We start from the raw sequence: 21,265 nt of genomic DNA, 5'->3' as shown, positions 1-21,265 counted from the left end.
GCATCCATTAGCTTCAGCGCACCGGCGTTGCCAAAGCGTGGCCGATGCGTCGCCGCCGCCCGGATCAGCCGAGCCAGCCCTTGATGCGCAAGCCCAGCGCCTCGCGACTGATGCCGTAGCGGTCGTGCAGTGTGGGCAGCGCGCCGGCGTCGAGGAACGCGTCCGGCAGGCCGGCGAGCTGGAAGCCCGCCGGCTGCACCTTGTGGCGCAGCAGCGCGCTGGCCACCGCTTCACCGAGCCCACCGATCACGGAATGGTTCTCGGCGACGACCACCAAACGATGCTTGTAGCGCACGGCCTCGACGATGGCCGCCTCATCCAGCGGCTTGATGGTCGGGCAATGCAGCACGGCGACGCCGACGTTGTCCTTGGCCAGGTCCTGCGCGGCCTCGAGCGCCCGCATCGTCAGCAGGCCGCTGGAGATCAGCAGCACCTCGGCGCCCTCGCGCAACATCTTGGCCTTGCCCAGTTCGAAGCGATAGCCCTCGATGCCGTCGAGCACCAGGGGCACCTGACCACGAAGCAGGCGCATGTAAACGGGGCCCTTGTGCTCGGCAATCTGAGGCACCGCCTGCTCGATGTCGAGCGCGTCGCAAGGGTCGACGATGGTCAGGCCCGGGATGCCGCGCATCATCGCGATGTCTTCGATCGCGGCATGGCTGGGACCATACCCCGTGGTCAAGCCCGGAAGCGCGCAGCAGATCTTGACGTTGAGGTCCTCCTCGGCAATCACCTGGTGGATGAAGTCGAAGGCGCGCCGCGTGCCGAACGCAGCGTAGGTCGTCGCGAAGGGGATCAGGCCTTCCTTGGCCATTCCGCCGGCGGCGCCCATGAGCAACTGCTCGGCCATGCCCATCTGGTAGAAGCGCTCCGGGTACGCCTGGGCGAACAGATGCAGGTCCGTGTACTTGGCCAGGTCCGCCGTCAGGCCGACGACTTCGGGGCGGTGAGCGGCGTAGTCGACGAGTGCCTTGCCGAACGGAGCGGCCTTGACCTTCTGCCCTTCGGAGGCGATCGAGGCGATCATCGCCGAGGTGGTCAGGCGCGGCTTCTTTTCTGCGGTGGCGGTACTCATGCCGGGGCTCCTTCGGATTGAACATAAGGTTGGGACTGGTCGAGGACCTCGAGGGCCTTCTGCCACTCCGGCGGGTCGACGCGGATGAAGTGGTTCTTTTCGCGCTGCTCGAGGAAGGGCACGCCCTTGCCCATCAGCGTGTCGAAGACGATGACGCGCGGCCTCGCTTCCTGGAGTGCACGGGCAGCGTCGAACGCTTCCACCACGGCCGCCAGATCGTTGCCGTTCACGCGCTGGACATGCCAGCCGAAGGCGGCCCACTTGTCGGCCAGGGGCTCGAAGCCCAGCACCTTGCCCGAGGGGCCGTCGGCCTGCTGGTTGTTCACGTCGACCAGGCAGATCAGGTTGTCCAGCTTGTGGTGGGCGGCGGACATCGCTGCCTCCCAGGTCGAGCCCTCGTCGAGTTCGCCGTCGGACATCGAGTTGTAGACGACGGCCGGATTCTTCTTCTGCTTCAGCGCGAGCGCCATGCCCACGCCGATGATCAGCCCCTGGCCGAGCGATCCGCCCGAGATCTCCATGCCGGGGGTGTAGGCGGCCATGCCCGACATCGGCAGGCGGCTGTCGTCGCTGCCATAGGTCTCGAGCTCGCTCTCGACGATGATGCCGGCTTCGATGAGCGCCGCGTAGTGCGCAATCGCATAGTGGCCGTGCGAGAGCAGGAAGCGGTCGCGCCCCTCCCACTCGGGCTCCTGCGGTCGCAGCTTCAACGCATGGCAATAGGCCGTTGCAAGCACGTCGGCCCAGCCGAGCGCCTGGCCGATGTAGCCCTGGCCCTGGACCTCGCCCATGCGCAGCGCGAAGCGCCGGATGCGGTACGCGCGCTGCGCCAGCGTGGCGAGCTGGTTGTTGGTGGAAATCACGGATTGCTCCTTGGATAGTCAGACAAAGGACTCACTTGAAGATGACGGCGGGCACGTACGAGACGAGCGCGAGGATCAGGAATGCGACCACATAGAACGGGCCCAGCTCGCGCACCGTCTGGCCGACCTTGACCTTGGCGAGCGCGCTGGTGATGAACAGCGTCGTGCCCACCGGCGGCGTGTACAGGCCGATCGCCAGGTTGACGGTCATCATGATTCCCAACTGCGTGAGGTCCATGCCGATTGCGTTGGCGAGCGGCACGAACACCGGGGTCAGCAGCAGCACTGCGGCGGGCAGGTCGATGAACATGCCGCAGACGAGCATCAGCAAGTTCATCAGCAGGATCACGCTCCAGCCGCTCGACAGGTGTGCCTGCGCCCAGGCGACGATGCCGTCGGGCATGCGGTCGAAGGTCAGCAGCCAGCCGATCGCGGCCGATGCCATGATGACCAGCAGCACGACGCCGGTGGCAAGGCCTGCGTGAACGATTGCAGCGTGCAGCCGCTTGAGGCCGAGGTCGCGGTAGACCAGCGCCGAAACCAGGCCGGCGAACAGCGTCGAGAGCACTGCCACCTCGGTGGGCGTCGCGATCCCGAAGCGCAGCATGACCACGATCAGCACTGGCAGCACCAGCGCGGGCGCCGCGTACACGAGCTGCGTGCGGAACGCAGACCAGTCGAGCGGCCGCGTCTCGCGCGGGAAGTTGCGCCGCCGACCGACCCACCAGCACACCGCCATGAAGCCGCCGCACATTGCCAGTCCGGGCAGGATGCCCGCGACGAAGAGCGACGCGATCGACGTGTTGCTGACCAGCGCGAAGAGGATCATCGGGATCGACGGCGGGATCAGGATGTCGATCGTTGCCGCCGCGGCGAGCGTCGCGGCCGAGAACGCCGGCGGGTAGCCGAGCCGCTTCTGCCAGGGGATCAGCAGCGAGCCGATCGCCGATGCGTCCGCCACTGCCGAGCCCGAGACGCCGCCGAAGATCGTCGACGACAGGACGCCGACCTGGCCGGGGCCGCCGTGGAACCGGCCGATCAAGGTCGACAGCACGCCGATCAGCGCCTCGCCGAGCTTGCCGCCCATCATCAGCGTGCCGGTCAGCATGAAGAAAGGAATCGCGATCAGCGGGAAGCTCTGGACCTGCGCGACCATCTGCTGGACGAGAAGGTCGAGCGGCACCTTGTCGGAGGTGGCCGCCGCGGCCAGTGCAGCGACGAGCAGCGCGTGTGCGATGGGGATCGCGACCACGGCGGCGCCGAGGAAGACGAAGAGTATCAGTGCGGTCATGTCGTTCTCCTTGGTCTCACCAGTGCGCCTGCGGCACCTCGTCGCCGACCACGGCCGGTTGTTCGCTGGTGCTCCAGGCTCGCCACGCCGAGAACAGCGCGAGCACCGCGAGCATTGCCATTCCGCCCATCACGCACCCGTACGTGACCGATCCCGGCACCTGGAGGATCGGCGACTTCTCGTCGTGGACGATTTCGAGCATGCGGAACGTCGCGACGGTCATGACTGCGTAAAGCGCCACGACGCCGAGCCAGGCAAGCGCAGCGAGCGGCCGGCGCACTGCGAACGGCAGCTTCTCCATCAGGAACGTCGTGGTGATGTGTGCCCCGTGCTGGGCCGCGAGCACCACGCCTGCCATCACCAGCCAGGGGAACAGCAGCTCCGGCACTTCGTTGCCCCACTGCAGACTCGCCCCGGTGGCGTAGCGCAGAACGGTGTTCGCGCACAGGATCACGAAGATCACCGACGTGCTCACCCACAGCACCGTCTGGCATATGCCGCCGACGGCGCGTTCGATCACATTCATGGTTTGTCTCCAGAGAAGGGCGCGCTGGTGGCGCCCGGGATCAGGCCCCTACTGCGCTTGCGCGGCGGTGACGACCTTCTTCACATAGGGACCGATCGGGCCCGCCATCCACTTGTCGGTGACGGGTGCGGTGGCCTTAGAGAAGGCGGCCCTGTCCACGGTCGTGACCTGCACACCCTTGGCCTTCAGATCGGCGAGCAGCTTGTCCTCCGACTCCTGCGACAGCTTGCGCTGCAGCGCGGTGGCCTCGGCGGCGGCCTCCTGCACGGCCTTCTTGTCGGCGTCGGAGAGCTTGTCCCACGCGCGCTTGCTCATCAGGAATGGCGTCATCTGGAACTGATGGTTCGTCAGCGCCAGGTTCTTCTGCACCTCGTACAGCTTGCTGGCGTGGACGTTCATAACGGGGTTCTCCTGTCCGTCGACCACGCCCTGCTGCAAGGCGACGTACAGCTCGGCGAACTTGATCTGCTGCGCCTCGGCCCCCAGCGCCTGCATGATTTCCACCAGCACCGTGTCGGGTGGCGTGCGCATCTTCAGACCCTTCAAGTCCTCGACCTTCGTAATCGGGCGCTTGCTGTTGGTCATCTGGCGGATGCCGTTGTCCCAGTAGCCGAGCGCGATCAGGCCCTTCTGGGCGGACTTGTCGGCCAGCTCCTTGCCGAGGGGGCCGTCGAGCAGCTTGAAGGCGGCTGCAGCGTTCGAGAAGAGGAACGGCATGCCGAACGCGGCGTACTCGGGCACCGCGTTGGCCACGGCACCTTGCGAGTTGGCGCTCATGTCCAGCGCGCCGGTGCGCAGCGCAGTCACCATCGCCGCGTCGTCGCCCAGCTGCGCCGACGGCGCCACCTGCACCTCGATGCGCCCGCTGGTCTTGGCCTTGAGTAGCTCCGCAAACTTGACAGCCGCCTCGTGGCGCGGGTTCCCGGGGGCCGCACCGTGGCCAAGCGTCAGCTTGACTGCCTGGGCGTGGGCCCCGAGAGGCAGCGTGGCCGCGGCGGCCACGGCGAGCAGGGTGCGCACAAAGGTCTTGCGTTGCATGGTCTTGTCTCCTTTTCGAGTATTGGCTTCAATGGATCAGCATGCCGCCGTTGACATCGAGCGTGATGCCGGTGCAGTAGGCGGAAAGATCGCTGGCCAGGAACACGCACGCCCCTGCCACGTCGGAAGCTGCGCCCAGGCGGGCGAGCGGGATCGACTCGGCGATCTCCTTCTTGCGCTCGGGGGTCAGCTTGCCCTGGGTGATGTCGGTTTCGATCAGACCGGGGGTGATGCAGTTGACGCGGATGCCTTCGACCCCGAACTCGCGCGCCATCGCGCGCGCCAGGCCGAGCACGCCGGCCTTGGCGGCGGAGTAGTGAGGGCCGCCGAAGATGCCGCCGCCGCGTTGGGCAGAGACCGACGAGATGCAGATGATCGAACCCGACTGCTGCTGGCGCATCGCCGGCAGCACGGCCTGCGACATGTGCAGCGTGCCGCGCAGGTTCACGTCGAGGACCCGGTCGTAGTCGGCGCCGGTGATGTCCAGCGTCTTGACCGGCTGGGTGATGCCGGCGTTGTTGATCAGGACGTCGATCCGGCCGAATGCCTTCAGTGCTTCGGCGGCGGCGGTCTCGCAGGCGGCCTTGTCCGTGACGTCGGCGACCAGACCGAGGTGACCTTCGCCCAGCCGTGCTGCGGCCGCAGCCGGCTCGGCGCGAGTCAGGTCGAGGATCACCACCTTGGCGCCTTGGGTCGCCATCTGGCGCGCCGTCGCATAGCCGAGTCCGTTGAGCCCGGCCCCGCCGGTGATCAGAGCAACTTTGTCCTTGAGCAGCATTTCGTCGATCTCCATGAGAAATAGGAAGGGGGCTTCGCAGGAGGTATCGACAAATTTGAAGGTCGATCGGTGCGGCCTGGTGCCGCTTTGGCCGGCCGCTGTCTCCGTTGATGGGCGCAATGTTCGGCGCTGGATGAGCTGACGGCAAACGATTAATCGTCAGGCTAAGATGACGCTTCGTCACCTTACGACCGGGAGAACCCTATGGCTTCCCTGCCACCCGTTGCCAATCTCCTCGCTTTCGAAGCGGTGGCGCGCCGGCGCAGCTTTGGGTTGGCCGCGGCCGAACTCCATCTCACAGCGTCGGCCATCAGCCACCAGGTCGCACGTCTGGAGGCCGACCTGGGAGTGAGGCTCTTCGAGCGCAGCGCACATGGCGTGCGGCTCAGTGACGCCGGCGAGCGATACCTGGAGCGCGTGGCAGGCGCCCTGGCTGCGATCTCGACGGCGACGGAAGACTTGCGCAAGGGCGTCGGCAACAGCCTGTACGTGCACTCGGCGCCCAGCATCGCGAGCCTGTGGCTGATGCCGCGGCTGCGCGGCTTCGCTCAAGCCCACCCCGACATCGCCCTGAACCTGTCGGCGGCGCACACGCCCAGCGATTTCGCGCTGGGCCAGGCCGACCTGGACATCCGCTATGGCGTGCCGCAGTGGGATGACCTCGTGGTGGAGCCCTTGTTCGTCGAGCGCATCGTGCCGCTGGCGAGCCCCGGCTTCATCCGCGAACACCGGCTCAAGCGGATCGAGCAATTGTTCGACGTACCGCTCATCCAGAGCAATGTCAGCGTGGTCCAGTGGTCAGACTGGCTCAGGGAATTCTCCGACAGGCGGGCGCCGGAGCAGTTCGCTCTTCGGTTCGACCGCGCCCAGATGTCGCTGGATGCCGCGACGCAAGGGCTCGGCGTCGCCCTCGAGAGTGCCGTGAACGCCGGCCCGCATCTTTCGACTGGAAAGCTCAAGCCGGTTTTCGGGCTGGACAAAGCCGTTCGGGTCAAGGCGCACTTCGTGGTCTACCCGGCCAGGCACGCGAAGCGGCCACCGGTCGAGGCCTTCCTTTCGTGGGTGCACGGGGAAGCTGCGCGAACTGAAACGGTGGTGCGCTGACAAGGAATTCGTCAGCGTGTCCGCAATGGCGCGAAGCCCTCGACAGCCCAGCACAGCATCCCAGACCTTCGATTGATTCAGTGTGGGCACCGCACCCAGCAGGGCGTCGGCGGGCTGAGCAGCACCGCCTACACGTGGCCCGCAGCTTGCTAAACAGAAAGCAATGATTGAAAATTTACTTTCCTCGCACCACTATGTAATTTTATTTACATCGCCTGCACCGTGAACGGGCGACTCCCCCTGCATGCCGGCTCCCACCGCAGCTACCACCGTCGCCCAGCGCATCGCCCAGGCCCTGCCGCAGCTGACCCCCTCGCACCGCCAGGTGGCCGACTACGTGCTCGAGCGACCGCTGCAGGTCGCCACGCTGCCGATCGACGAACTGGCCGCCACGGTCGGCGTCTCCGTGGCCACTGCCAATCGCTTCGCCCGCGCCCTCGGCTTCGACGGCTATGCGAGCTTCCGCGCCGAGCTGGTGCGCGGCTTCGAGCCGCTGGTGGCACCGGTGGAGCGGCTGCGCGGCAACCTCGCCCGCCCCTCGACGGTGGCCGAGGTGTTCGCGATGGCGCTGGAGGAAAGCCAAGGCAACATCGGCGCGACGCGCCAGGCCATGGACCCCGCCTCCTGCGAGGCGGCGGTGGCGCGCGTGCTCGGCGCCCGCACCGTCTTCGTCGCGGGCTTCGGCGCCAGCGCCTGGCTGGCCGGGCTGCTGCACCACGGGCTGGATGCCTACTGCGGCGACGTGCGCCTGCTGTCATCGGTCAGCGGCGTCACGCACGGCGCGCGCGCCCTGTCGCGCGGCGGCCCGCAAGACCTGCTGGTGGCGCTGACCTTCCCGCGCTACCTGACCGACACGGTCGCCCTGACCGATCTCGCGCGCAGCCAGGGCATCGGCGTGCTGGCGCTGACCGACCGGCCCAGCTCGCCGATCGCGCCGCTGGCCGACGTGGCCCTCTACGCGCAAACCGAAACCCGCTATCGTCCCAACTGCGAGACCAGCGTTCTGGCGTTGATCGAGGCCCTGACCAGCGCCGTGGCCCTGCGCGCCCCGCACGCCTACCAGGCCGCCAGCAAGGTGGTCCATGCCGTGATGCCCTGGCTGCACGGCGCGCAGGACCTGCGGGCTGCGAGCACGCCGAAGATCAAGCAAAGGCCGGCGCCGCGCGCACCGGCCGGAAAGAAGAAGACCCGATGAGAACGACGCCCGTCATTGCCATCCACGGCGGCGCCGGCACGATCAGTGCCGCGGCGCTGGACGCCGGCACGGCGCAGGCCTACCACGAGGCGCTGCGCGCCATCGTGCGAGCCGGCCAGGCCCTGCTGCTGGGCGGCGGCTCCGCGCTCGACGCGGCCTGCCTCGCCGTCGAGATGCTGGAGGACTGCCCCTTCTTCAATGCCGGACACGGCGCGGTCTTCACGCACGCGGGCACGCACGAGCTCGACGCGGCGGTGATGAACGGCGCCGACCTGCGCGCCGGCGCAGTTGCCTGCGTGAGCCGCATCCGTCGTCCGGTGCGCGCCGCCCGCGCAGTGATGGAAGACGGCGCCCATGTGCTGCTGGCCGGCGCCGGGGCCGAGGCCTTTGCACGCGAGCGGGGCCTGGAGATGGTCGATGCGTCCTACTTCTCCACCGAAACGCGGCGCGCGCAGCTCGAGCGCGCGCAGGCCGCGGGCCGCATCGCGCTCGATCACGACGGCACGGCGAATGCGTCCGCGCCGCTGGACGAGGGGCTCAAGTTCGGCACCGTCGGCGCCGTGGCGCTCGACCTGCAGGGCCACCTCGCAGCCGCCACCTCGACCGGCGGCATGACCAACAAGCGCGTCGGCCGCGTCGGCGACTCGCCGCTGATCGGCGCCGGCACCTACGCCGACGACAAGCGTGCCGCCGTGTCCTGCACCGGCAGCGGCGAGATGTTCATCCGCGCGGCCGCGGCCTACGACGTCTGCGCGCGCATGCGCTATGCCGGCCAGTCGCTCGCGCAGGCGGCGCAAGCGGTGGTGATGCAGTCGCTGCCGGCGATCGGCGGCAGCGGCGGGCTGATCGCGATCGATCGCAACGGCAACGTCTGCATGCCCTTCAACACCGAGGGCATGTACCGCGGCCATGCCCGCGGCACCGAGGCGCCGCAGACGGCCATTCATCGATGAGCTCGGTCACCCTGCCCGCTTCCGCCGCCGGCGCTGCGTTGCAGCTGCCCGAGCAGCGCGTGCTCGAGGTGGACGGGCTCACCGTCCGCTTCGCCACTTCCGAGCGCACCGTCGACGCGGTGCGCAGGTTGAGCTTCCACGTCGAGCGCGCAGAGACGCTGGCCATCGTGGGCGAATCGGGCTCCGGCAAGTCCGTCACCTCGCTGGCGCTGATGCGGCTGGTCGAATACGGCGGCGGACGCATCCTCGACGGCCGCATGGTCTTCAAGCGCCGCGACGGCCGCGTGCTCGACCTGGCGAAGGCGAGCGACAGCACGATGCGCGGCATCCGCGGCGCCGACATCGCGATGATCTTCCAGGAGCCGATGACCTCGCTCAACCCCGTGTTCACCGCGGGCGACCAGATCGCGGAGGCCATCGTCATCCACCAAGGCAAGGACCGCGCTGCCGCGCGCGCCGAGGCGCTGCGCATGCTGGAGCTGGTGCGCATCCCCGAGGCGCGCAGCGTGCTGCAGCGCTACCCGCACCAGCTCTCCGGCGGCATGCGCCAGCGGGTGATGATCGCGATGGCGCTGTCCTGCCGGCCTTCCCTGCTGATCGCCGACGAGCCCACCACCGCGCTCGACGTCACCATCCAGGCGCAGATCCTGCAGCTCATCCGCGAGCTGCAGTCCGAGATGCACATGGGCGTGGTCTTCATCACGCACGACATGGGCGTGGTGGCGGAGGTGGCCGACCGCGTGCTCGTGATGTACCGCGGCGACAAGGCCGAGGCCGGCCCGTCCGAGCAGGTGTTCGCCGCTCCGCAGCACCCCTACACCCGCGCCCTCCTCTCCGCCGTGCCGCAGCTGGGCGCGATGCGCGGCACCGAGCTGCCGGCGCGCTTCGAGCTGCTGCAGGTCGACGCAGCGGGCGTCAGCGTGAGCGACCGCAGCCCGCAGGACACGGTGCGCCGCGATGTCCCGCCGATCCTGCGCGTGAAGGACCTGGTGACGCGCTTCGACCTCAAGAGCGGCCTCTTCGGCCGCGTCACGCGCCGGGTGCATGCGGTGGAAGGCATCAGCTTCGACCTGCATGCCGGCGAAACGCTGGCGCTGGTGGGCGAGTCGGGCTGCGGCAAGTCGACCACCGGCCGCTCGCTGCTGCGCCTGGTCGACAGCCAGGGCGGGGAGATCGAGTTCAAGGGCCGCAACGTGCTGGCGCTGCCGCAGGGCGAGCTGCAGGCGCTGCGGCGCGACATCCAGTTCATCTTCCAGGACCCCTTCGCCTCGCTGGACCCGCGCCTCACGGTGGGCTTCTCGATCATGGAGCCGCTCCTGGTGCACCGCGTCGCCAGCGGCGCCGAGGCGCAGGCCCGGGTGCGCTGGCTGCTCGAAAAGGTGGGCCTGCCGGCCGACTACGCGCAGCGCTATCCCCACGAGTTCTCCGGCGGCCAGCGCCAGCGCATCGCCATCGCCCGCGCGCTGGCGCTCGACCCCAAGGTGGTGGTGGCCGACGAGTCGGTCTCGGCGCTGGACGTGTCGATCCAGGCGCAAATCGTCAACCTCATGCTCGACCTGCAGCGCGAGCTGGGCGTGGCTTTCCTCTTCATCTCGCACGACATGGCGGTGGTGGAGCGCATCAGCCACCGCGTGGCCGTGATGTACCTGGGCCAGATCGTCGAGATCGGCCCGCGGCGCGCCATCTTCGAAAACCCGCAGCATGCCTACACGAAGCGGCTGATGGCCGCGGTGCCGGTGGCCGACCCGGCGCGGCGCAAGCAGAAGCGCCCGCTGCTGCAGGGCGAGGTGCCGAGTCCGGTGCATGCCGTGGACTACCAGCCCACGGTGGCGCCGCTGGTCGAGGTCGGTCCGGGCCATTTCGTGGCGCGGCATCCGATGGCCGGCGGTTTCTGAATTTCTTTCCCTTCCCCCAGCGACGTCAAAGGAGTCTTCGCATGAACAAGCGTCTTACCCGAATCGCAGCCGCCCTCGCGCTGGCCGGCCTTGCCATGTCGGCACAGGCGGCCAAGGACGTGGTCGTGGCCGTGCAGTCCAACTTCACCACCACCGATCCCTACGACGCCAACGACACGCTGTCGCAGGCGGTGGCCAAGTCTTTCTACCAGGGCCTGTACGGCTTCGACAAGGACATGAAGATGGTGCCGGTGCTGGCCACCGGCCACACCGTCAGCAAGGACGGGCTGGTCTACACCGTCAAGCTGCGCACCGGCGTGCAGTTCCACGACGGCACGCCCTTCAATGCCGAAGCGGTAAAGGCGACCTTCGACCGCGTGACCAACCCGGACAACAAGCTCAAGCGCTACAACCTCTACAAGAACATCGCCAAGACCGAGGCGGTCGACGCGACCACGGTGCGCTTCACGCTCAGCGAGCCCTTCTCGCCCTTCATCAACACGCTCGCGCATCCCTCGGGCGTGATCATCTCGCCGGCCGCGCTGGCCAAGTACGGCAGCAAGGGCATCGCGCAGAACCCCGTGGGCACCGGCCCCTTCAAGTTCGTCGAATGGAAGGCCACCGACTACCTGAAGGTCGCCAAGTTCGACGGCTACTGGAAGAAGGGCTATCCGAAGGTCGACACCATCACCTTCCGTCCGGTGGTCGACAACAACACGCGCGCCGCGATGATGCAGACCAACGAGGCGCACTTCGCCTTCCCGATGCCACCCGAAGCAGCCGCGACGCTGAAGGACAAGCCCAGCCTCGAGGTGAACACCTCGCCCTCGATCATTCATCGCTACATCTCGATGAACACGCAGCAAAAGCCCTTCGACAACCCGAAGGTGCGCGAGGCGATCAACTATGCGATCAACAAGGAGGCGCTGGTCAAGGTGGCGTTCTCGGGCTACGCCATTCCGGCCGAGGGCGTGCTGCCCAAGGGCATCGAGGGCGCGGCCAAGCTCGGCCCCTGGCCCTACAACCCGACCAAGGCGCGCGAGCTGCTGAAGGAGGCCGGCTACCCGAACGGCTTCGAGAGCACGCTCTGGTCGGCGTACAACTACACGACCGCCCAGAAGGTGATCCAGTTCGTGCAGCAACAGCTGGCGCAGGTCGGAATCAAGGTGCAGGTGCAGGCGCTCGAGGCCGGGCAGCGCGTCGAACGCGTCGAGAGCGCGCAAGACCCGGCCACCGCCCCCGTGCGCATGTACTACGTGGGCTGGTCCTCGTCGACCGGCGAGGCCGACTGGGCGATGCGCCCGCTGCTGGCGTCCGAGTCCTTCCCGCCCAAGCTCTTCAACACCGCCTACTACAAGAACGACGAAGTCGACGCCGACATCAAGAAGGCGCTGGTGACCACCGATCCCGCCGCCAAGGCCAAGATCTATGCCGACGCGCAGCAGCGCATCTGGAAGGACGCACCCTGGGCCTTTCTGGTCACCGAGCAACTGCTGTCGGTGCGGGCGCGCAACCTGAGCGGCTTCTACGTGATCCCGGACGGCAGCTTCAACTTCGACGAAGTGGAACTGAAGTGAATTCAGGGCTCCGCCACGCCCGGCACCGGCCTCGACGCCTGACGCCGCGCCCGCTGATCGGGGAACACCGCGGAACCGGCTTTGCCGGGCCGCTGGTGTTGCCCCCGGAAGGGGATTGGCGAAAGCGACACGAAGTGCGCCAAGGCTGGGGGTGAACCAATGACTCAGTACGTCCTCAAGCGCCTGCTGGGTCTGCTTCCGACACTGCTGATCGTGGCGGTGCTGGTGTTTCTGTTCGTCCACATGCTGCCCGGCGACCCGGCGCGGCTGGCGGCCGGACCGGACGCCAGCCCCGAGACGGTGGCGCTGGTGCGCGCGGACCTCGGCCTCGACAAGCCGCTGCCGCAGCAGTTCCTGAACTTCTTCACCAACATGCTGCAGGGCGACTTCGGCCGTTCGCTGCGCTCGAAGCGGCCGGTGTCCACCGAGATCGCCGAGCGCTTCATGCCCACGCTGCTGCTCACCCTCACCAGCATGGCTTGGGCAGTCGTCTTCGGCATGGCAATCGGCATCACCTCGGCGGTGTATCGCAACCGGTGGCCCGACCGGCTCGGCATGACGCTGGCGGTCTCGGGCATTTCGTTCCCGGCCTTCGCGCTGGGCATGCTGCTGATGCAGATCTTCTCGGTGCAGCTCGGCTGGCTGCCCACGGTCGGCGCCGACTCGTGGCGCCACTACATCCTGCCCTCGATCACGCTGGGCGCCGCGGTGGCGGCGGTGATGGCGCGCTTCACCCGCGCCTCCTTCGTCGAGGTGATCCAGGAAGACTTCGTGCGCACCGCGCGCGCCAAGGGCGTGTCCGAGAAATGGGTGGTGCTCAAGCACTGCCTGCGCAACGCGCTGATCCCGGTGGTCACGATGATGGGCCTGCAGTTCGGCTTCCTGCTGGGCGGCTCGATCGTGGTCGAGGCGGTGTTCAACTGGCCCGGCCTCGGGCGCCTGCTGGTGGACGCAGTCGACATGCGCGACTACCCCATCATCCAGACGCTGGTGCTGCTCTTCTCGCTGGAATTCATTCTGATCAACCTGGTGGTGGATGTGCTTTACGGCTTTATCAACCCCACCATCCGCTACAAGTGAACAGGCGATGAGCACCCCTCCCGCTGAATCCATCATTGCCGTGGCCGAGCCGCCGGTCGCCGCGATCGCCGCCTCGTCGCGCGTGCGCACGCCGTGGACCGAGTTCTGGCGCAAGTTCCGCATGCAGCATGTCGCGATGGGCGCCGGCGTCTTCGTGCTGCTGCTGATTGCCATTGCCATCCTCGCGCCCTGGATCGTGCCTTACGACGCCGAGAACTTCTTCGATTACGACAAGCTCAACACCGGGCCCTCGGCCGCCCACTGGTTCGGCGTCGATCCGCTGGGCCGCGACATCTTCAGCCGCATCCTGATGGGCGCGCGCATCTCGCTGGCCACCGGCTTCCTGTCGGTGGTGCTGGGCGCCATCATCGGCACCGTGCTGGGCCTGCTGGCCGGCTACTACGGCGGCTGGTGGGACCGCATCGTGATGCGCATCTCCGACGTGCTCTTCGCCTTTCCCGGCATCCTGCTGGCGCTGGGCGTGGTGGCCATCCTCGGCAGCAGCATGACCAACGTGGTGGTCGCGGTCTCGGTCTTCAGCGTGCCGGCTTTCGCGCGGCTGGTGCGCGGCAACACGCTGGCGCTGAAGAACCTCACCTACATCGAGGCCACCCGCAGCATCGGCGCGAGCGACCGCACCATCCTGCTGCGGCACATCCTGCCGGGCACCATCTCCTCCATCGTCGTGTACTTCACGATGCGCCTGGGTACTTCCATCATCACGGCGGCCAGCCTCAGCTTTCTCGGCATGGGCGCGCAGCCGCCGATGCCCGAGTGGGGCGCGATGCTGAACGAGGCGCGCGCCGACATGGTCAACGCGCCGCACGTGGCGCTGTTCCCGTCGCTGGCGATCTTCTTCACGGTGCTGGCCTTCAACCTGCTGGGGGATGGCCTGCGGGATGCGCTCGATCCGAAGATCGACCGCGTATGACGCTCATCGCTCTGGCCCGGATGCGGTGATGCCCGCCCCCGCCGCCCCGCACATCGGCGCCCTGCCCTGCGGCAAGCGCGACGCCATCACCGACGTGGCCGGCATCAAGGTCGGGCATTGCACGCTCGACGACGGCGCGGTGCAGACCGGCGTGACGGTGCTGTGCCCGCATGCGGGCGACCCCTTCCAGCAGCGGGTGCCGGCGGGTGTCGCGGTGCTCAACGGCTTCGGCAAGAGCGTGGGGCTGATGCAGGTCGAAGAGCTCGGCGTGCTCGAAACGCCGATCGCGCTGACCAACACCTTCTCGGTGCCGGCGGTGGCCGAAGCGCAGATCCGCGCCGCCATCGCGATGAATCCCGAATGCGGGCGCAGCCTGCCCAGCGTCAATCCGCTGGTCCTCGAGTGCAACGACGGCTTTCTCAACGACATGCAGCGCATGGCCGTGCGCGGGCACCACTACCTCGAGGCCTGGGCCGCGGCGGGCGAAGCGGTGGCGCAGGGCTCGGTCGGCGCAGGGCGCGGCATGTCCAGCTTCGCGCTCAAGGGCGGCATCGGCACGGCCTCGCGGTGCGTGTCGACGCCGGGCGCCGCCGTGCACACGGTGGGCGCGCTGGTGCTCGCCAACTACGGCCTGCTGCCGAACCTGGTGATCGCGGGCCGTGCCGTCGGCGAGCGGCTGTCGACCCGGCTGGCGACTCAGTCGACAGCTGCGCCGCCGGCGGCCGAGCCCGAGAAGGGCTCGATCATCATGCTGATCGCGACCGACGCGCCGCTGGACGCGCGCCAGCTGCGCCGCCTTGCGCTGCGCGCCGGTGCCGGCCTGGCGCGCACCGGCTCGGTCTTCGGCCACGGCAGCGGCGACATCGCGCTGGCCTTCTCCACCGCCTACACGCTGCCGCAGCGGCGCGAGCAGCCGATGCCGGCAGTCGCACTGCTGCACGACGCGCTGCTAGACGGCCTGTTCCAGGCCGCGGCCGACAGCGTGGAGCAGGCCATCCTGCATGCGCTGTGGCGGGCCGAGTCGATCACCGGGCGCGACGGCCATGTGCGCCCGGCCCTCACCGACCTGCTGCGCGGCTGGCCTGCCGATGCCTTCGCCCCACCCAAGGACCTGCATCCATGAAGATCCTGATTTCCGTCGACATCGAAGGCGTGGCCGGCGTCTTCCATTCCCAGCAGGTGCGCGCCGGCAATCCCGAGTACGAGCGTGCGCGCCGGCTGATGACCGAGGAGGCCAACGCCGCCATCGCGGGCGCCTTCGACGGCGGCGCCGCCGAGGTCTGGGTCAACGACTCGCATGGCGACTTCCGCAACATGCCGCCAGACCTGCTCGATGCGCGCGCCCAGGTGATCCAGGGCAAGCCGCGCTACTTGAGCATGGTGGCGGGCGTGGAGTTCGGCGTGGACGGCGTGTGCATGGTCGGCTACCACTCGCGCGCCGGCGGCGCGGGCATCCTGGCCCACACCATCAACAGCTTCGCCTTCGCAGGCATCGAGATCGGCGGCCAGGCGCTGGGCGAGGCCGGCCTCTACGGCGCGCTCGCCGGCGAATACGGCGTGCCGGTGCTGATGGCGAGCGGCGACGACGTCTTCATCGCCGAGAACCGGGCGCTGTTCCCGCACGCGACCTTCGTGCAGACCAAGCGCGCCACCGGGCAGACCAGCGGGGTCTCGCTGTCGCCGGCGCGGTCTTGCGCGGCGATCCGCGAAGGGGTGGCCGCGGGCCTGGCTGCGCAGGGGAAGGCCCGCCCTCTGGTGCTGGAGAAGCCCTTGGCCGTCACCCTGCGCACCCAGACGCCCGCGCTGGCGGACCTGTTCTGCCAGTGGCCGGCCTTCGAGCGCAGCGGGCCGACGGAGCTTCGTTTCACCGCGGCCTCGGTGGAAGCGGCGGTGCGGATGCTCAACTGCTGTTCGGCGATGTCGGCGATGCTGCGTTGAGGACGACACCGCCGCAACGCAGCTTCGGCGGCCTCCCCGATCGCAGCAAGATTTTTACTGCGCTCTTCCTATCAGACCGAGTTGCAGCTTGAATGACTACTAGGTTCGGATCAAAGAAGCTGGTTCTGCGATGGAGCTCGCCTGCTATCCAGATGCCCGTGCTCGCGCCCGCCGCGTTGGCCGTGGCCACGATGCTGCCCAGGTGGTCCGCGTAGAACCAGTTCTTCGCGGTGGTGCCCGATCCTTCAGACCAGACGATGGGCTTGTCAGTGCCGGGGGCATGCACGTAGCGCCTTTGCATCGTGGTTCCCGCCGCGTCGTACGCGGCAACGAGGTCCGTGGCGTCGTACAGCAGGTTCTGAGCGGACAAGGACGACGTCAACCTGTACGCCTACGTGGGCAGCAACCCGGCGAACAGGACCGACCCATCCGGATTGATCGCGCGCGAAGCCTCGGCGCTGGCCGCTGGTCTCGGAAGTGCCATTAGCAGCGGCTGGAGCGCTTCAGTGGCGGCATTCCAGAACGAATCCTTAGTAAACATTGCCCTCAAAAGCGTTGAGGGGCTGAATCCGGCAGCGGGCGCAGCTGTAGGCGCGGGTGTTAAATTGATCGGAGCGGCAGATAAGATTGCAGATGCAGCAAAGGGGGCAGGCGAGGCCGGTAGTCTGGCTAACGCAGCCAGACTACGTGGTCAGCTTGCCGGCCAAGAGATCGCCGGAGGCCATGCGTTTGAAAAGCACGTCTTGAATCAAGGCGAGTTCAAGGGCCTTGGTATTCGCACACGCGAGCAGTTTGCCAATCACATCGAGAACGTGGTTAACAACCCGACGGCTTCGCGCCAACTGAGCGGCGGTCGTTCAGCGTACTGGCAAGAGTCGAGTGGCACCGTAGTAATCAGAAATCCGCGCGCGGCCGATGGTGGTACTGCATTCCAACCGACGAATGGTCGCGCCTACTTTGACGGCTTGAGGTAAGGCATATGGAAGTCATCAACACTGCTGCAGAGCGTTCGCGGATCGATATTGGCCGAGAGGAACTTTTGATCGTGAACGCTGCGCTCAACGAGGTTTGCAACGGAATCGCGGTGTTCGAGTTCGAGACTCGGATTGGCGCAAATCGTGAGCGCGTAGCTGCTCTGCTGAAAGAGATTAGCTCGCTCATCGACAAGATGGATTCCTCACATTCGTAGTCCTTTGCGCGACCGCAAAACGCCCGCCTTGCGCGGGCGTTGCTCTATGCGCCCGCCGCGATGCGCGCGACAGCCGAAGCGGCAGTGACGATCTCGATCCCGTGGGCTCTGACCGCTGACGGGAGCAAGATGGCCGACTGGGCCAAGATGACTACGCAGACGTTCAATAGTCCATCAGGCCCTTTCCAAGTCCATTTCTATCAAAACCTGAACACCGGTGCAACGCACTTCTCGGACGACTTCAAAGCGGTCTTCAAACACAACGGGGTTTGGCCATGAAGGTCTCATTGCGCAACTCAGTTGACCTTCAAGCCGAGAGTTTGCAAGGTTGGCTTCTACCCGGAAAGACGTATGTTGTGCTTTCCGTCGAGCAGTACAGCTCGGACCAAATTGGACTTCGGATCGCGAGCGAAGATCGTGGGCAACCTGTAGTATTTAGAGCGTCGTTGGGCGCCGATGACGGCCAGGGTGCTGCCCAGCAGAGGCTCGGAGGCATCGGCGGCCCCGGCGGCCTTGAGGTCGCTCTGGATGCGGCGGTAGTTCTCGGCGGGGCCTCGGCCCGCCGGGCCCCAGCCGTTGGCAATGAGGAAGGTGTTGGTGCCCCCGCCCTTGATCTTCTGGCTGAAGCTGTGGTTGGCCCAGGTGGAGACGTAGGCGTTGTGGGTGACGGTGAAGGTGATCGGGGTGGAGGCGCCCGGCGTCACGGCCGTGCCCGGATTGCCGACGGCCACGCCGTCGAGCTTGAGGATGGGCTGGTTGGCGCCGTTGTAGGTGAGGGTGAGCCGCTTGCCGTAGATGGCATCGGAGGTGTAGGTCTGGTCGATGCCCTGGTACTGGATGCGCAGGGTGGGCTTCATGTAGGCCGGCAGTTCGGCCAGTTCCTCGCTGCCCCAGGCGGTGTTCTGGTAAGGCAGCGCGGCCTGGCGCAGCACCCCGAAGAACGGGACGATGGTCTTGCCGCCGAGGACGTCGTCCAGGGTGGCAGCGGGCTTGTAGGTGCGCAGGTAGCCCGCGAGGATGCCGGCGTACTTCTCGAGATTGAAGCGGATGTTGGTGCGGTTGATGCTCTGCACGTAGTCGGTGCCGACGGTGGCGCCGCTCAGGGCCGAGTCCATGTGGTTGGCAGCGCTGTAGCCGGCGGCGCTGGCGAGGTCGATGCCGCTCTTGAAGGTGTGGGGCTTGTAGCTGGGATCGAACGCATACCAGCTGCCGTTGATCCTGGCCTTGACCCAGACGTGCTCGATGGACACATCGGTCAAGGCGGCCACGGTGCCGGGGCAGCTGCCGGCGCTGGTGGCGTTGATCTCGTAGACGGGGATCTGGGCCTGGCCAAGGAGCGACAGGACGCCGCAGGCGTTGGCGGTGCTCACGCCCCACCACTCGGCCAGCTGCGCGGCGCTGATCTTGGCGATGCCGCGCACGTAGTTGGCCTCGACGCCGGAGGCACGCAGGAGCTCGACCATCAAAGTGGCCTGGTCGTGGGCGGTGGCCTGGTTGTCCAGCACGGCGCCGAGGGCCCCCTTTTGCGATCCGAAGACGGGGTAGTACTCGATGTTGTTGCGGACGTACTGGTAGATCAGGTCGGGGTGGTGGCGCAGCGACCGGGCGAGCTCGGCGATGGAGGCCGGGCCCAGGGCGTTGGCGTCGCCGGAGATCTTCATGACCGATGTCGAGGTCGAGGCCGAGGTCTTGCTGGTCTTGGGAGCCGCAGTGACGCCTTGATTGAGGTTGGCCGGAAGCACTCTGGCCTTGAGGATGCGTTCGGCGTCGGCGAAGCTGACGGGGGGCATGTTGGCGCGCAGCACGCCGGGGGCGGGAGCGAACTCGCTGGTGTTGCCGGCTGGGGCTGCACCGCGGGCGGCAGCATCGGCATCCTTCGCGCCGTCCTTGATGGCCTCGCGCCGCACAGGGTCCTTGGCCGTGGGGAGGTCGTCCGGCAGGTAGCGCAGGGCGGGCTGGCCGCTGGTGAAGTTCAGCGAACTGCCCGAGCCCGCCGTGGCATTGGAAGACGAACGCTGGCTCCCACTGGCCTTGGCATTGGGATTGGCGACGGGAACGCCGAGGGCGACGGCAGGCGGTGCCGCCTTGCGAGCCACGCCGCTCTGGATCTGCGCGGCAGCGATGCCGCCTGCAAGCGATGTGGCAACGGCCACGACAACGGCGCAGGCGCGCGCGAGCTTGGACATGGGAACTCCCCAGTGTTTTGATGGAAAAGGTAAGGAGCAGCCCTGCCCTCCCGGGCCGGGACTGCGACAGCGCGCCGACGCTACGGCGAGGTGGTCACCACCGAAGTGCGATTGCCCCCGGGGTCGTAGCTGTAGGTGATCGTGGTGGAGGAGGTACCGTTGCTGTAGACGGTGCTGGCCAATCGGCCCAGGGCGTCATACGTGTGGTTCACGGAACCGGCATGGGCTGCGAGAGCAACGCCGAACAGGAAAACGGCGAGGACTGTGCGGCTCGACATCCGCGCCGGCAGAGGGCGATCGGATGGCATCGATGCGTGCGAACTCGATGCGTGCGCTGGCAATGCAGCGGAATTCTTCTTTCTCATGGGACCCCTGGCTTCTTAATGTGGCGCGGACTGTAGTCGAGCCGGGGGAAAACAAATACTCGTTTTTTGTCGCGCAATCTGCGGGCGCCCTTCTTGCGCAGCGCCCCGCAAAGCCGGCCAAAACCGAAGCTCAGCCCGCGCAATCCGTACCCCTCCCCGGGTACTCCATCTCCAGCATCACCCGGTCCCGCCGAGCGTCGCCAAAGCGCTCGGCGATTTCGCACAGCGTGCGATCCAGCTGCCGTACCGGCTTCAGCCCCGGCGAAAGCGGCAGCCGCGGCGACCCATCGGCCGAGGGCCGCGCGACCAGCACCAGCCCGCTCTTCAATCGCACCGAACCACCCGATGCCGACGCGGCCTCCACGCTCGCGCGCCCCGTGCGAGACCAGGCGTCCGCGGCCAACGCCAGGGCGATGTCGTCCATGCCGTCCTGCACCTCGGCGCGCCGGCGCTCGACGCGCCAGAACAAGGCCTTGTCGAGGACATAGGTCCAGGCCCGGCGGGCATCGAGGCGGAAAGAGGCGCTGTCGTGCTCCGGACCCCACGAAGACACGCCGAGCTCGTTGGCGATGCCCTGGGCCGTCGTCCGCCCGCCCATCGCCTCCACCAGCGCGAGCATGGCCGGCACCGAGGCGGTAACCCCCGTGGTGGTGGCGACGCCGCGGTCGACCACATAGCGCTGGTCCGGCACGTAGGTGGCGCCCGGGTGACGCCGAAGCAGCGTGCCATGGTCGTACCAGTGGCCCGTGAAACGCCGGCCGTCGAGCAGGCCGGCCCGGCCGACCACCCGCACCCCCGAGCACACGCCGATCACGCGCGCGCCCAGCCGCGCCTGGCGCTGCAGCCAGGCCGTCACGGCGGGGTCGTCGTCGGTGCTCATCGCAGGGACGATCACGTAGTCGGCGCCCGCGGGATGCATCCGGTCGAAGCCGGCCATGTCCTGCGCGCCCTCGACTTCCAACGCGGGATACAGGCTCACCCGGCCGGCACGCGGCGCCACCACCCGCACATCGGCCACGCCGGCACGCTGCAGCACCGCGTGCGGGAGCAGCAGGTCGGTCATCTCCGTGCCCTCGTTCAGGGCGAGCACCGCGACCATCGGCCGGCCCGCGCTGCGCGGCTTCAAGGACTCGACGAAGGCCTGCTTCTCGCGCGCGACCCCGGCCGGATCGTCCTGCGCCGGCGGCTGCGGCGCACCGGCCCCGCAGCCTGCCAGCCCCAACGCTGCAATACTTGCCCCGATCAGCGCCCGCACCCACTTCGACATGGCCGCCCTTCCGT

At 67.7% G+C, this 21,265-nt stretch carries 21 protein-coding genes; 11 read left to right on the top strand and 10 right to left on the bottom strand.

The window, feature by feature from the left end; genetic code table 11:
• Positions 1-64: 64 nt before the first annotated feature.
• Genes AC3A6Y_RS09390 through AC3A6Y_RS09365 form a run of 6 tightly spaced genes read right to left on the bottom strand, consistent with a single transcriptional unit; the run spans position 65 to position 5,571 of the window.
• Positions 65-1,075 (bottom strand): transketolase family protein, encoded by a 1,011-nt coding sequence (locus tag AC3A6Y_RS09390; RefSeq protein WP_487867962.1) that lies wholly within the window; start codon positions 1,073-1,075, stop codon positions 65-67.
• Positions 1,072-1,938 carry a transketolase gene (locus tag AC3A6Y_RS09385; protein ID WP_487867961.1) on the bottom strand — a complete coding sequence of 289 codons (867 nt, stop codon included), beginning with the start codon at positions 1,936-1,938 and terminating at the stop codon, positions 1,072-1,074. The genes AC3A6Y_RS09390 and AC3A6Y_RS09385 overlap by 4 nt, the downstream gene beginning before the upstream one ends.
• A gap of 31 nt (positions 1,939-1,969) precedes the next feature.
• Positions 1,970-3,229 carry a TRAP transporter large permease gene (locus AC3A6Y_RS09380; RefSeq protein ID WP_487867960.1) on the bottom strand — a complete coding sequence of 420 codons (1,260 nt, stop codon included), beginning with the start codon at positions 3,227-3,229 and terminating at the stop codon, positions 1,970-1,972.
• Between the two features lie 16 nt (positions 3,230-3,245).
• Positions 3,246-3,755: a TRAP transporter small permease gene (locus tag AC3A6Y_RS09375; protein ID WP_487867959.1), complete on the bottom strand. Its 510-nt coding sequence runs from the start codon at positions 3,753-3,755 to the stop codon at positions 3,246-3,248.
• A 48-nt stretch (positions 3,756-3,803) separates the two neighbouring features.
• The gene (locus AC3A6Y_RS09370) at positions 3,804-4,793 is read right to left on the bottom strand and encodes a TRAP transporter substrate-binding protein (RefSeq protein WP_487867958.1); all 990 of its coding nucleotides are present in this window, start codon (positions 4,791-4,793) and stop codon (positions 3,804-3,806) included.
• Between the two features lie 28 nt (positions 4,794-4,821).
• Entirely contained in the window at positions 4,822-5,571 is a 750-nt protein-coding gene (locus AC3A6Y_RS09365) for an SDR family NAD(P)-dependent oxidoreductase (RefSeq protein WP_487869036.1), read from the bottom strand.
• A 204-nt stretch (positions 5,572-5,775) separates the two neighbouring features.
• Between AC3A6Y_RS09365 and AC3A6Y_RS09360 the strand changes: the two genes are divergently transcribed.
• From AC3A6Y_RS09360 to AC3A6Y_RS09320, 9 genes are all read left to right on the top strand, one after another.
• Positions 5,776-6,675 carry a LysR substrate-binding domain-containing protein gene (locus tag AC3A6Y_RS09360; protein WP_487867957.1) on the top strand — a complete coding sequence of 300 codons (900 nt, stop codon included), beginning with the start codon at positions 5,776-5,778 and terminating at the stop codon, positions 6,673-6,675.
• A gap of 244 nt (positions 6,676-6,919) precedes the next feature.
• Positions 6,920-7,870 carry a MurR/RpiR family transcriptional regulator gene (locus AC3A6Y_RS09355; RefSeq protein ID WP_487867956.1) on the top strand — a complete coding sequence of 317 codons (951 nt, stop codon included), beginning with the start codon at positions 6,920-6,922 and terminating at the stop codon, positions 7,868-7,870.
• Positions 7,867-8,823: an isoaspartyl peptidase/L-asparaginase family protein gene (locus AC3A6Y_RS09350; protein ID WP_487867955.1), complete on the top strand. Its 957-nt coding sequence runs from the start codon at positions 7,867-7,869 to the stop codon at positions 8,821-8,823. The genes AC3A6Y_RS09355 and AC3A6Y_RS09350 overlap by 4 nt, the downstream gene beginning before the upstream one ends.
• Positions 8,820-10,718 (top strand): dipeptide ABC transporter ATP-binding protein, encoded by a 1,899-nt coding sequence (locus tag AC3A6Y_RS09345; RefSeq protein ID WP_487867954.1) that lies wholly within the window; start codon positions 8,820-8,822, stop codon positions 10,716-10,718. The genes AC3A6Y_RS09350 and AC3A6Y_RS09345 overlap by 4 nt, the downstream gene beginning before the upstream one ends.
• A gap of 41 nt (positions 10,719-10,759) precedes the next feature.
• Positions 10,760-12,295 carry a glutathione ABC transporter substrate-binding protein GsiB gene (gene gsiB, locus AC3A6Y_RS09340; protein ID WP_487867953.1) on the top strand — a complete coding sequence of 512 codons (1,536 nt, stop codon included), beginning with the start codon at positions 10,760-10,762 and terminating at the stop codon, positions 12,293-12,295.
• 159 nt (positions 12,296-12,454) lie between these two features.
• On the top strand, positions 12,455-13,375 hold the full coding sequence (gsiC, locus tag AC3A6Y_RS09335) for a glutathione ABC transporter permease GsiC (protein ID WP_487867952.1): 921 nt from the start codon (positions 12,455-12,457) through the stop codon (positions 13,373-13,375).
• 7 nt (positions 13,376-13,382) lie between these two features.
• Positions 13,383-14,306: a glutathione ABC transporter permease GsiD gene (gene gsiD / locus AC3A6Y_RS09330; protein ID WP_487867951.1), complete on the top strand. Its 924-nt coding sequence runs from the start codon at positions 13,383-13,385 to the stop codon at positions 14,304-14,306.
• A 28-nt stretch (positions 14,307-14,334) separates the two neighbouring features.
• Positions 14,335-15,429, top strand: a complete 1,095-nt coding sequence (locus AC3A6Y_RS09325; protein WP_487867950.1) for a DmpA family aminopeptidase — start codon at positions 14,335-14,337, stop codon at positions 15,427-15,429.
• Complete coding sequence (locus AC3A6Y_RS09320) at positions 15,426-16,244, top strand: M55 family metallopeptidase (protein ID WP_487867949.1); 819 nt, start codon at positions 15,426-15,428, stop codon at positions 16,242-16,244. Before AC3A6Y_RS09325 ends, AC3A6Y_RS09320 begins: the two co-directional genes overlap by 4 nt.
• On the opposite strand, the gene AC3A6Y_RS09315 is transcribed toward AC3A6Y_RS09320, so the two are convergent.
• On the bottom strand, positions 16,207-16,614 hold the full coding sequence (locus AC3A6Y_RS09315; protein WP_487867948.1) for a hypothetical protein: 408 nt from the start codon (positions 16,612-16,614) through the stop codon (positions 16,207-16,209). The genes AC3A6Y_RS09320 and AC3A6Y_RS09315 overlap by 38 nt on opposite strands.
• Positions 16,615-16,750: 136 nt before the next feature.
• Between AC3A6Y_RS09315 and AC3A6Y_RS09310 the strand changes: the two genes are divergently transcribed.
• Both AC3A6Y_RS09310 and AC3A6Y_RS09305 read left to right on the top strand, forming a co-directional pair.
• A complete protein-coding gene (locus AC3A6Y_RS09310; RefSeq protein WP_487867947.1) occupies positions 16,751-17,218 on the top strand; it encodes a hypothetical protein in 468 nt (155 codons plus the stop codon).
• Positions 17,219-17,223: 5 nt separating this feature from the next.
• Positions 17,224-17,433 (top strand): hypothetical protein, encoded by a 210-nt coding sequence (locus AC3A6Y_RS09305; protein ID WP_487867946.1) that lies wholly within the window; start codon positions 17,224-17,226, stop codon positions 17,431-17,433.
• Between the two features lie 335 nt (positions 17,434-17,768).
• Here the strand turns inward: AC3A6Y_RS09305 and AC3A6Y_RS09300 are convergent, their stop codons facing one another.
• From AC3A6Y_RS09300 to AC3A6Y_RS09290, 3 genes are all read right to left on the bottom strand, one after another.
• A complete protein-coding gene (locus AC3A6Y_RS09300; RefSeq protein WP_487867945.1) occupies positions 17,769-19,619 on the bottom strand; it encodes a transglutaminase domain-containing protein in 1,851 nt (616 codons plus the stop codon).
• Between the two features lie 80 nt (positions 19,620-19,699).
• Positions 19,700-19,831 (bottom strand): RHS repeat domain-containing protein, encoded by a 132-nt coding sequence (locus AC3A6Y_RS09295; RefSeq protein WP_487867944.1) that lies wholly within the window; start codon positions 19,829-19,831, stop codon positions 19,700-19,702.
• Between the two features lie 283 nt (positions 19,832-20,114).
• Positions 20,115-21,251, bottom strand: coding sequence for a DJ-1/PfpI family protein (locus tag AC3A6Y_RS09290; protein WP_487867943.1), 1,137 nt, complete (start codon positions 21,249-21,251; stop codon positions 20,115-20,117).
• Positions 21,252-21,265 lie beyond the last annotated feature (14 nt).

The sequence above is a fragment of the Variovorax sp. Soil_C_17 genome (assembly GCF_057657265.1).
The sequence above is the reverse complement of the archived record's forward strand: the minus strand, read 5'-3'. Positions and strand labels throughout refer to the sequence as shown.

Coding starts and splice junctions, on each gene's coding strand:
- AC3A6Y_RS09375 (WP_487867959.1), bottom strand. CDS start 3,755: ATGAATGTGATCGAACGCGCCGTCGGCGGCATATGCCAGACGGTGCTG.
- gsiC (WP_487867952.1), top strand. CDS start 12,455: ATGACTCAGTACGTCCTCAAGCGCCTGCTGGGTCTGCTTCCGACACTG.
- AC3A6Y_RS09350 (WP_487867955.1), top strand. CDS start 7,867: ATGAGAACGACGCCCGTCATTGCCATCCACGGCGGCGCCGGCACGATC.
- AC3A6Y_RS09370 (WP_487867958.1), bottom strand. CDS start 4,793: ATGCAACGCAAGACCTTTGTGCGCACCCTGCTCGCCGTGGCCGCCGCG.
- gsiB (WP_487867953.1), top strand. CDS start 10,760: ATGAACAAGCGTCTTACCCGAATCGCAGCCGCCCTCGCGCTGGCCGGC.
- AC3A6Y_RS09320 (WP_487867949.1), top strand. CDS start 15,426: ATGAAGATCCTGATTTCCGTCGACATCGAAGGCGTGGCCGGCGTCTTC.
- AC3A6Y_RS09300 (WP_487867945.1), bottom strand. CDS start 19,619: ATGTCCAAGCTCGCGCGCGCCTGCGCCGTTGTCGTGGCCGTTGCCACA.
- gsiD (WP_487867951.1), top strand. CDS start 13,383: ATGAGCACCCCTCCCGCTGAATCCATCATTGCCGTGGCCGAGCCGCCG.
- AC3A6Y_RS09355 (WP_487867956.1), top strand. CDS start 6,920: ATGCCGGCTCCCACCGCAGCTACCACCGTCGCCCAGCGCATCGCCCAG.
- AC3A6Y_RS09290 (WP_487867943.1), bottom strand. CDS start 21,251: ATGTCGAAGTGGGTGCGGGCGCTGATCGGGGCAAGTATTGCAGCGTTG.
- AC3A6Y_RS09305 (WP_487867946.1), top strand. CDS start 17,224: ATGGAAGTCATCAACACTGCTGCAGAGCGTTCGCGGATCGATATTGGC.
- AC3A6Y_RS09380 (WP_487867960.1), bottom strand. CDS start 3,229: ATGACCGCACTGATACTCTTCGTCTTCCTCGGCGCCGCCGTGGTCGCG.
- AC3A6Y_RS09390 (WP_487867962.1), bottom strand. CDS start 1,075: ATGAGTACCGCCACCGCAGAAAAGAAGCCGCGCCTGACCACCTCGGCG.
- AC3A6Y_RS09360 (WP_487867957.1), top strand. CDS start 5,776: ATGGCTTCCCTGCCACCCGTTGCCAATCTCCTCGCTTTCGAAGCGGTG.
- AC3A6Y_RS09345 (WP_487867954.1), top strand. CDS start 8,820: ATGAGCTCGGTCACCCTGCCCGCTTCCGCCGCCGGCGCTGCGTTGCAG.
- AC3A6Y_RS09365 (WP_487869036.1), bottom strand. CDS start 5,571: ATGCTGCTCAAGGACAAAGTTGCTCTGATCACCGGCGGGGCCGGGCTC.
- AC3A6Y_RS09325 (WP_487867950.1), top strand. CDS start 14,335: ATGCCCGCCCCCGCCGCCCCGCACATCGGCGCCCTGCCCTGCGGCAAG.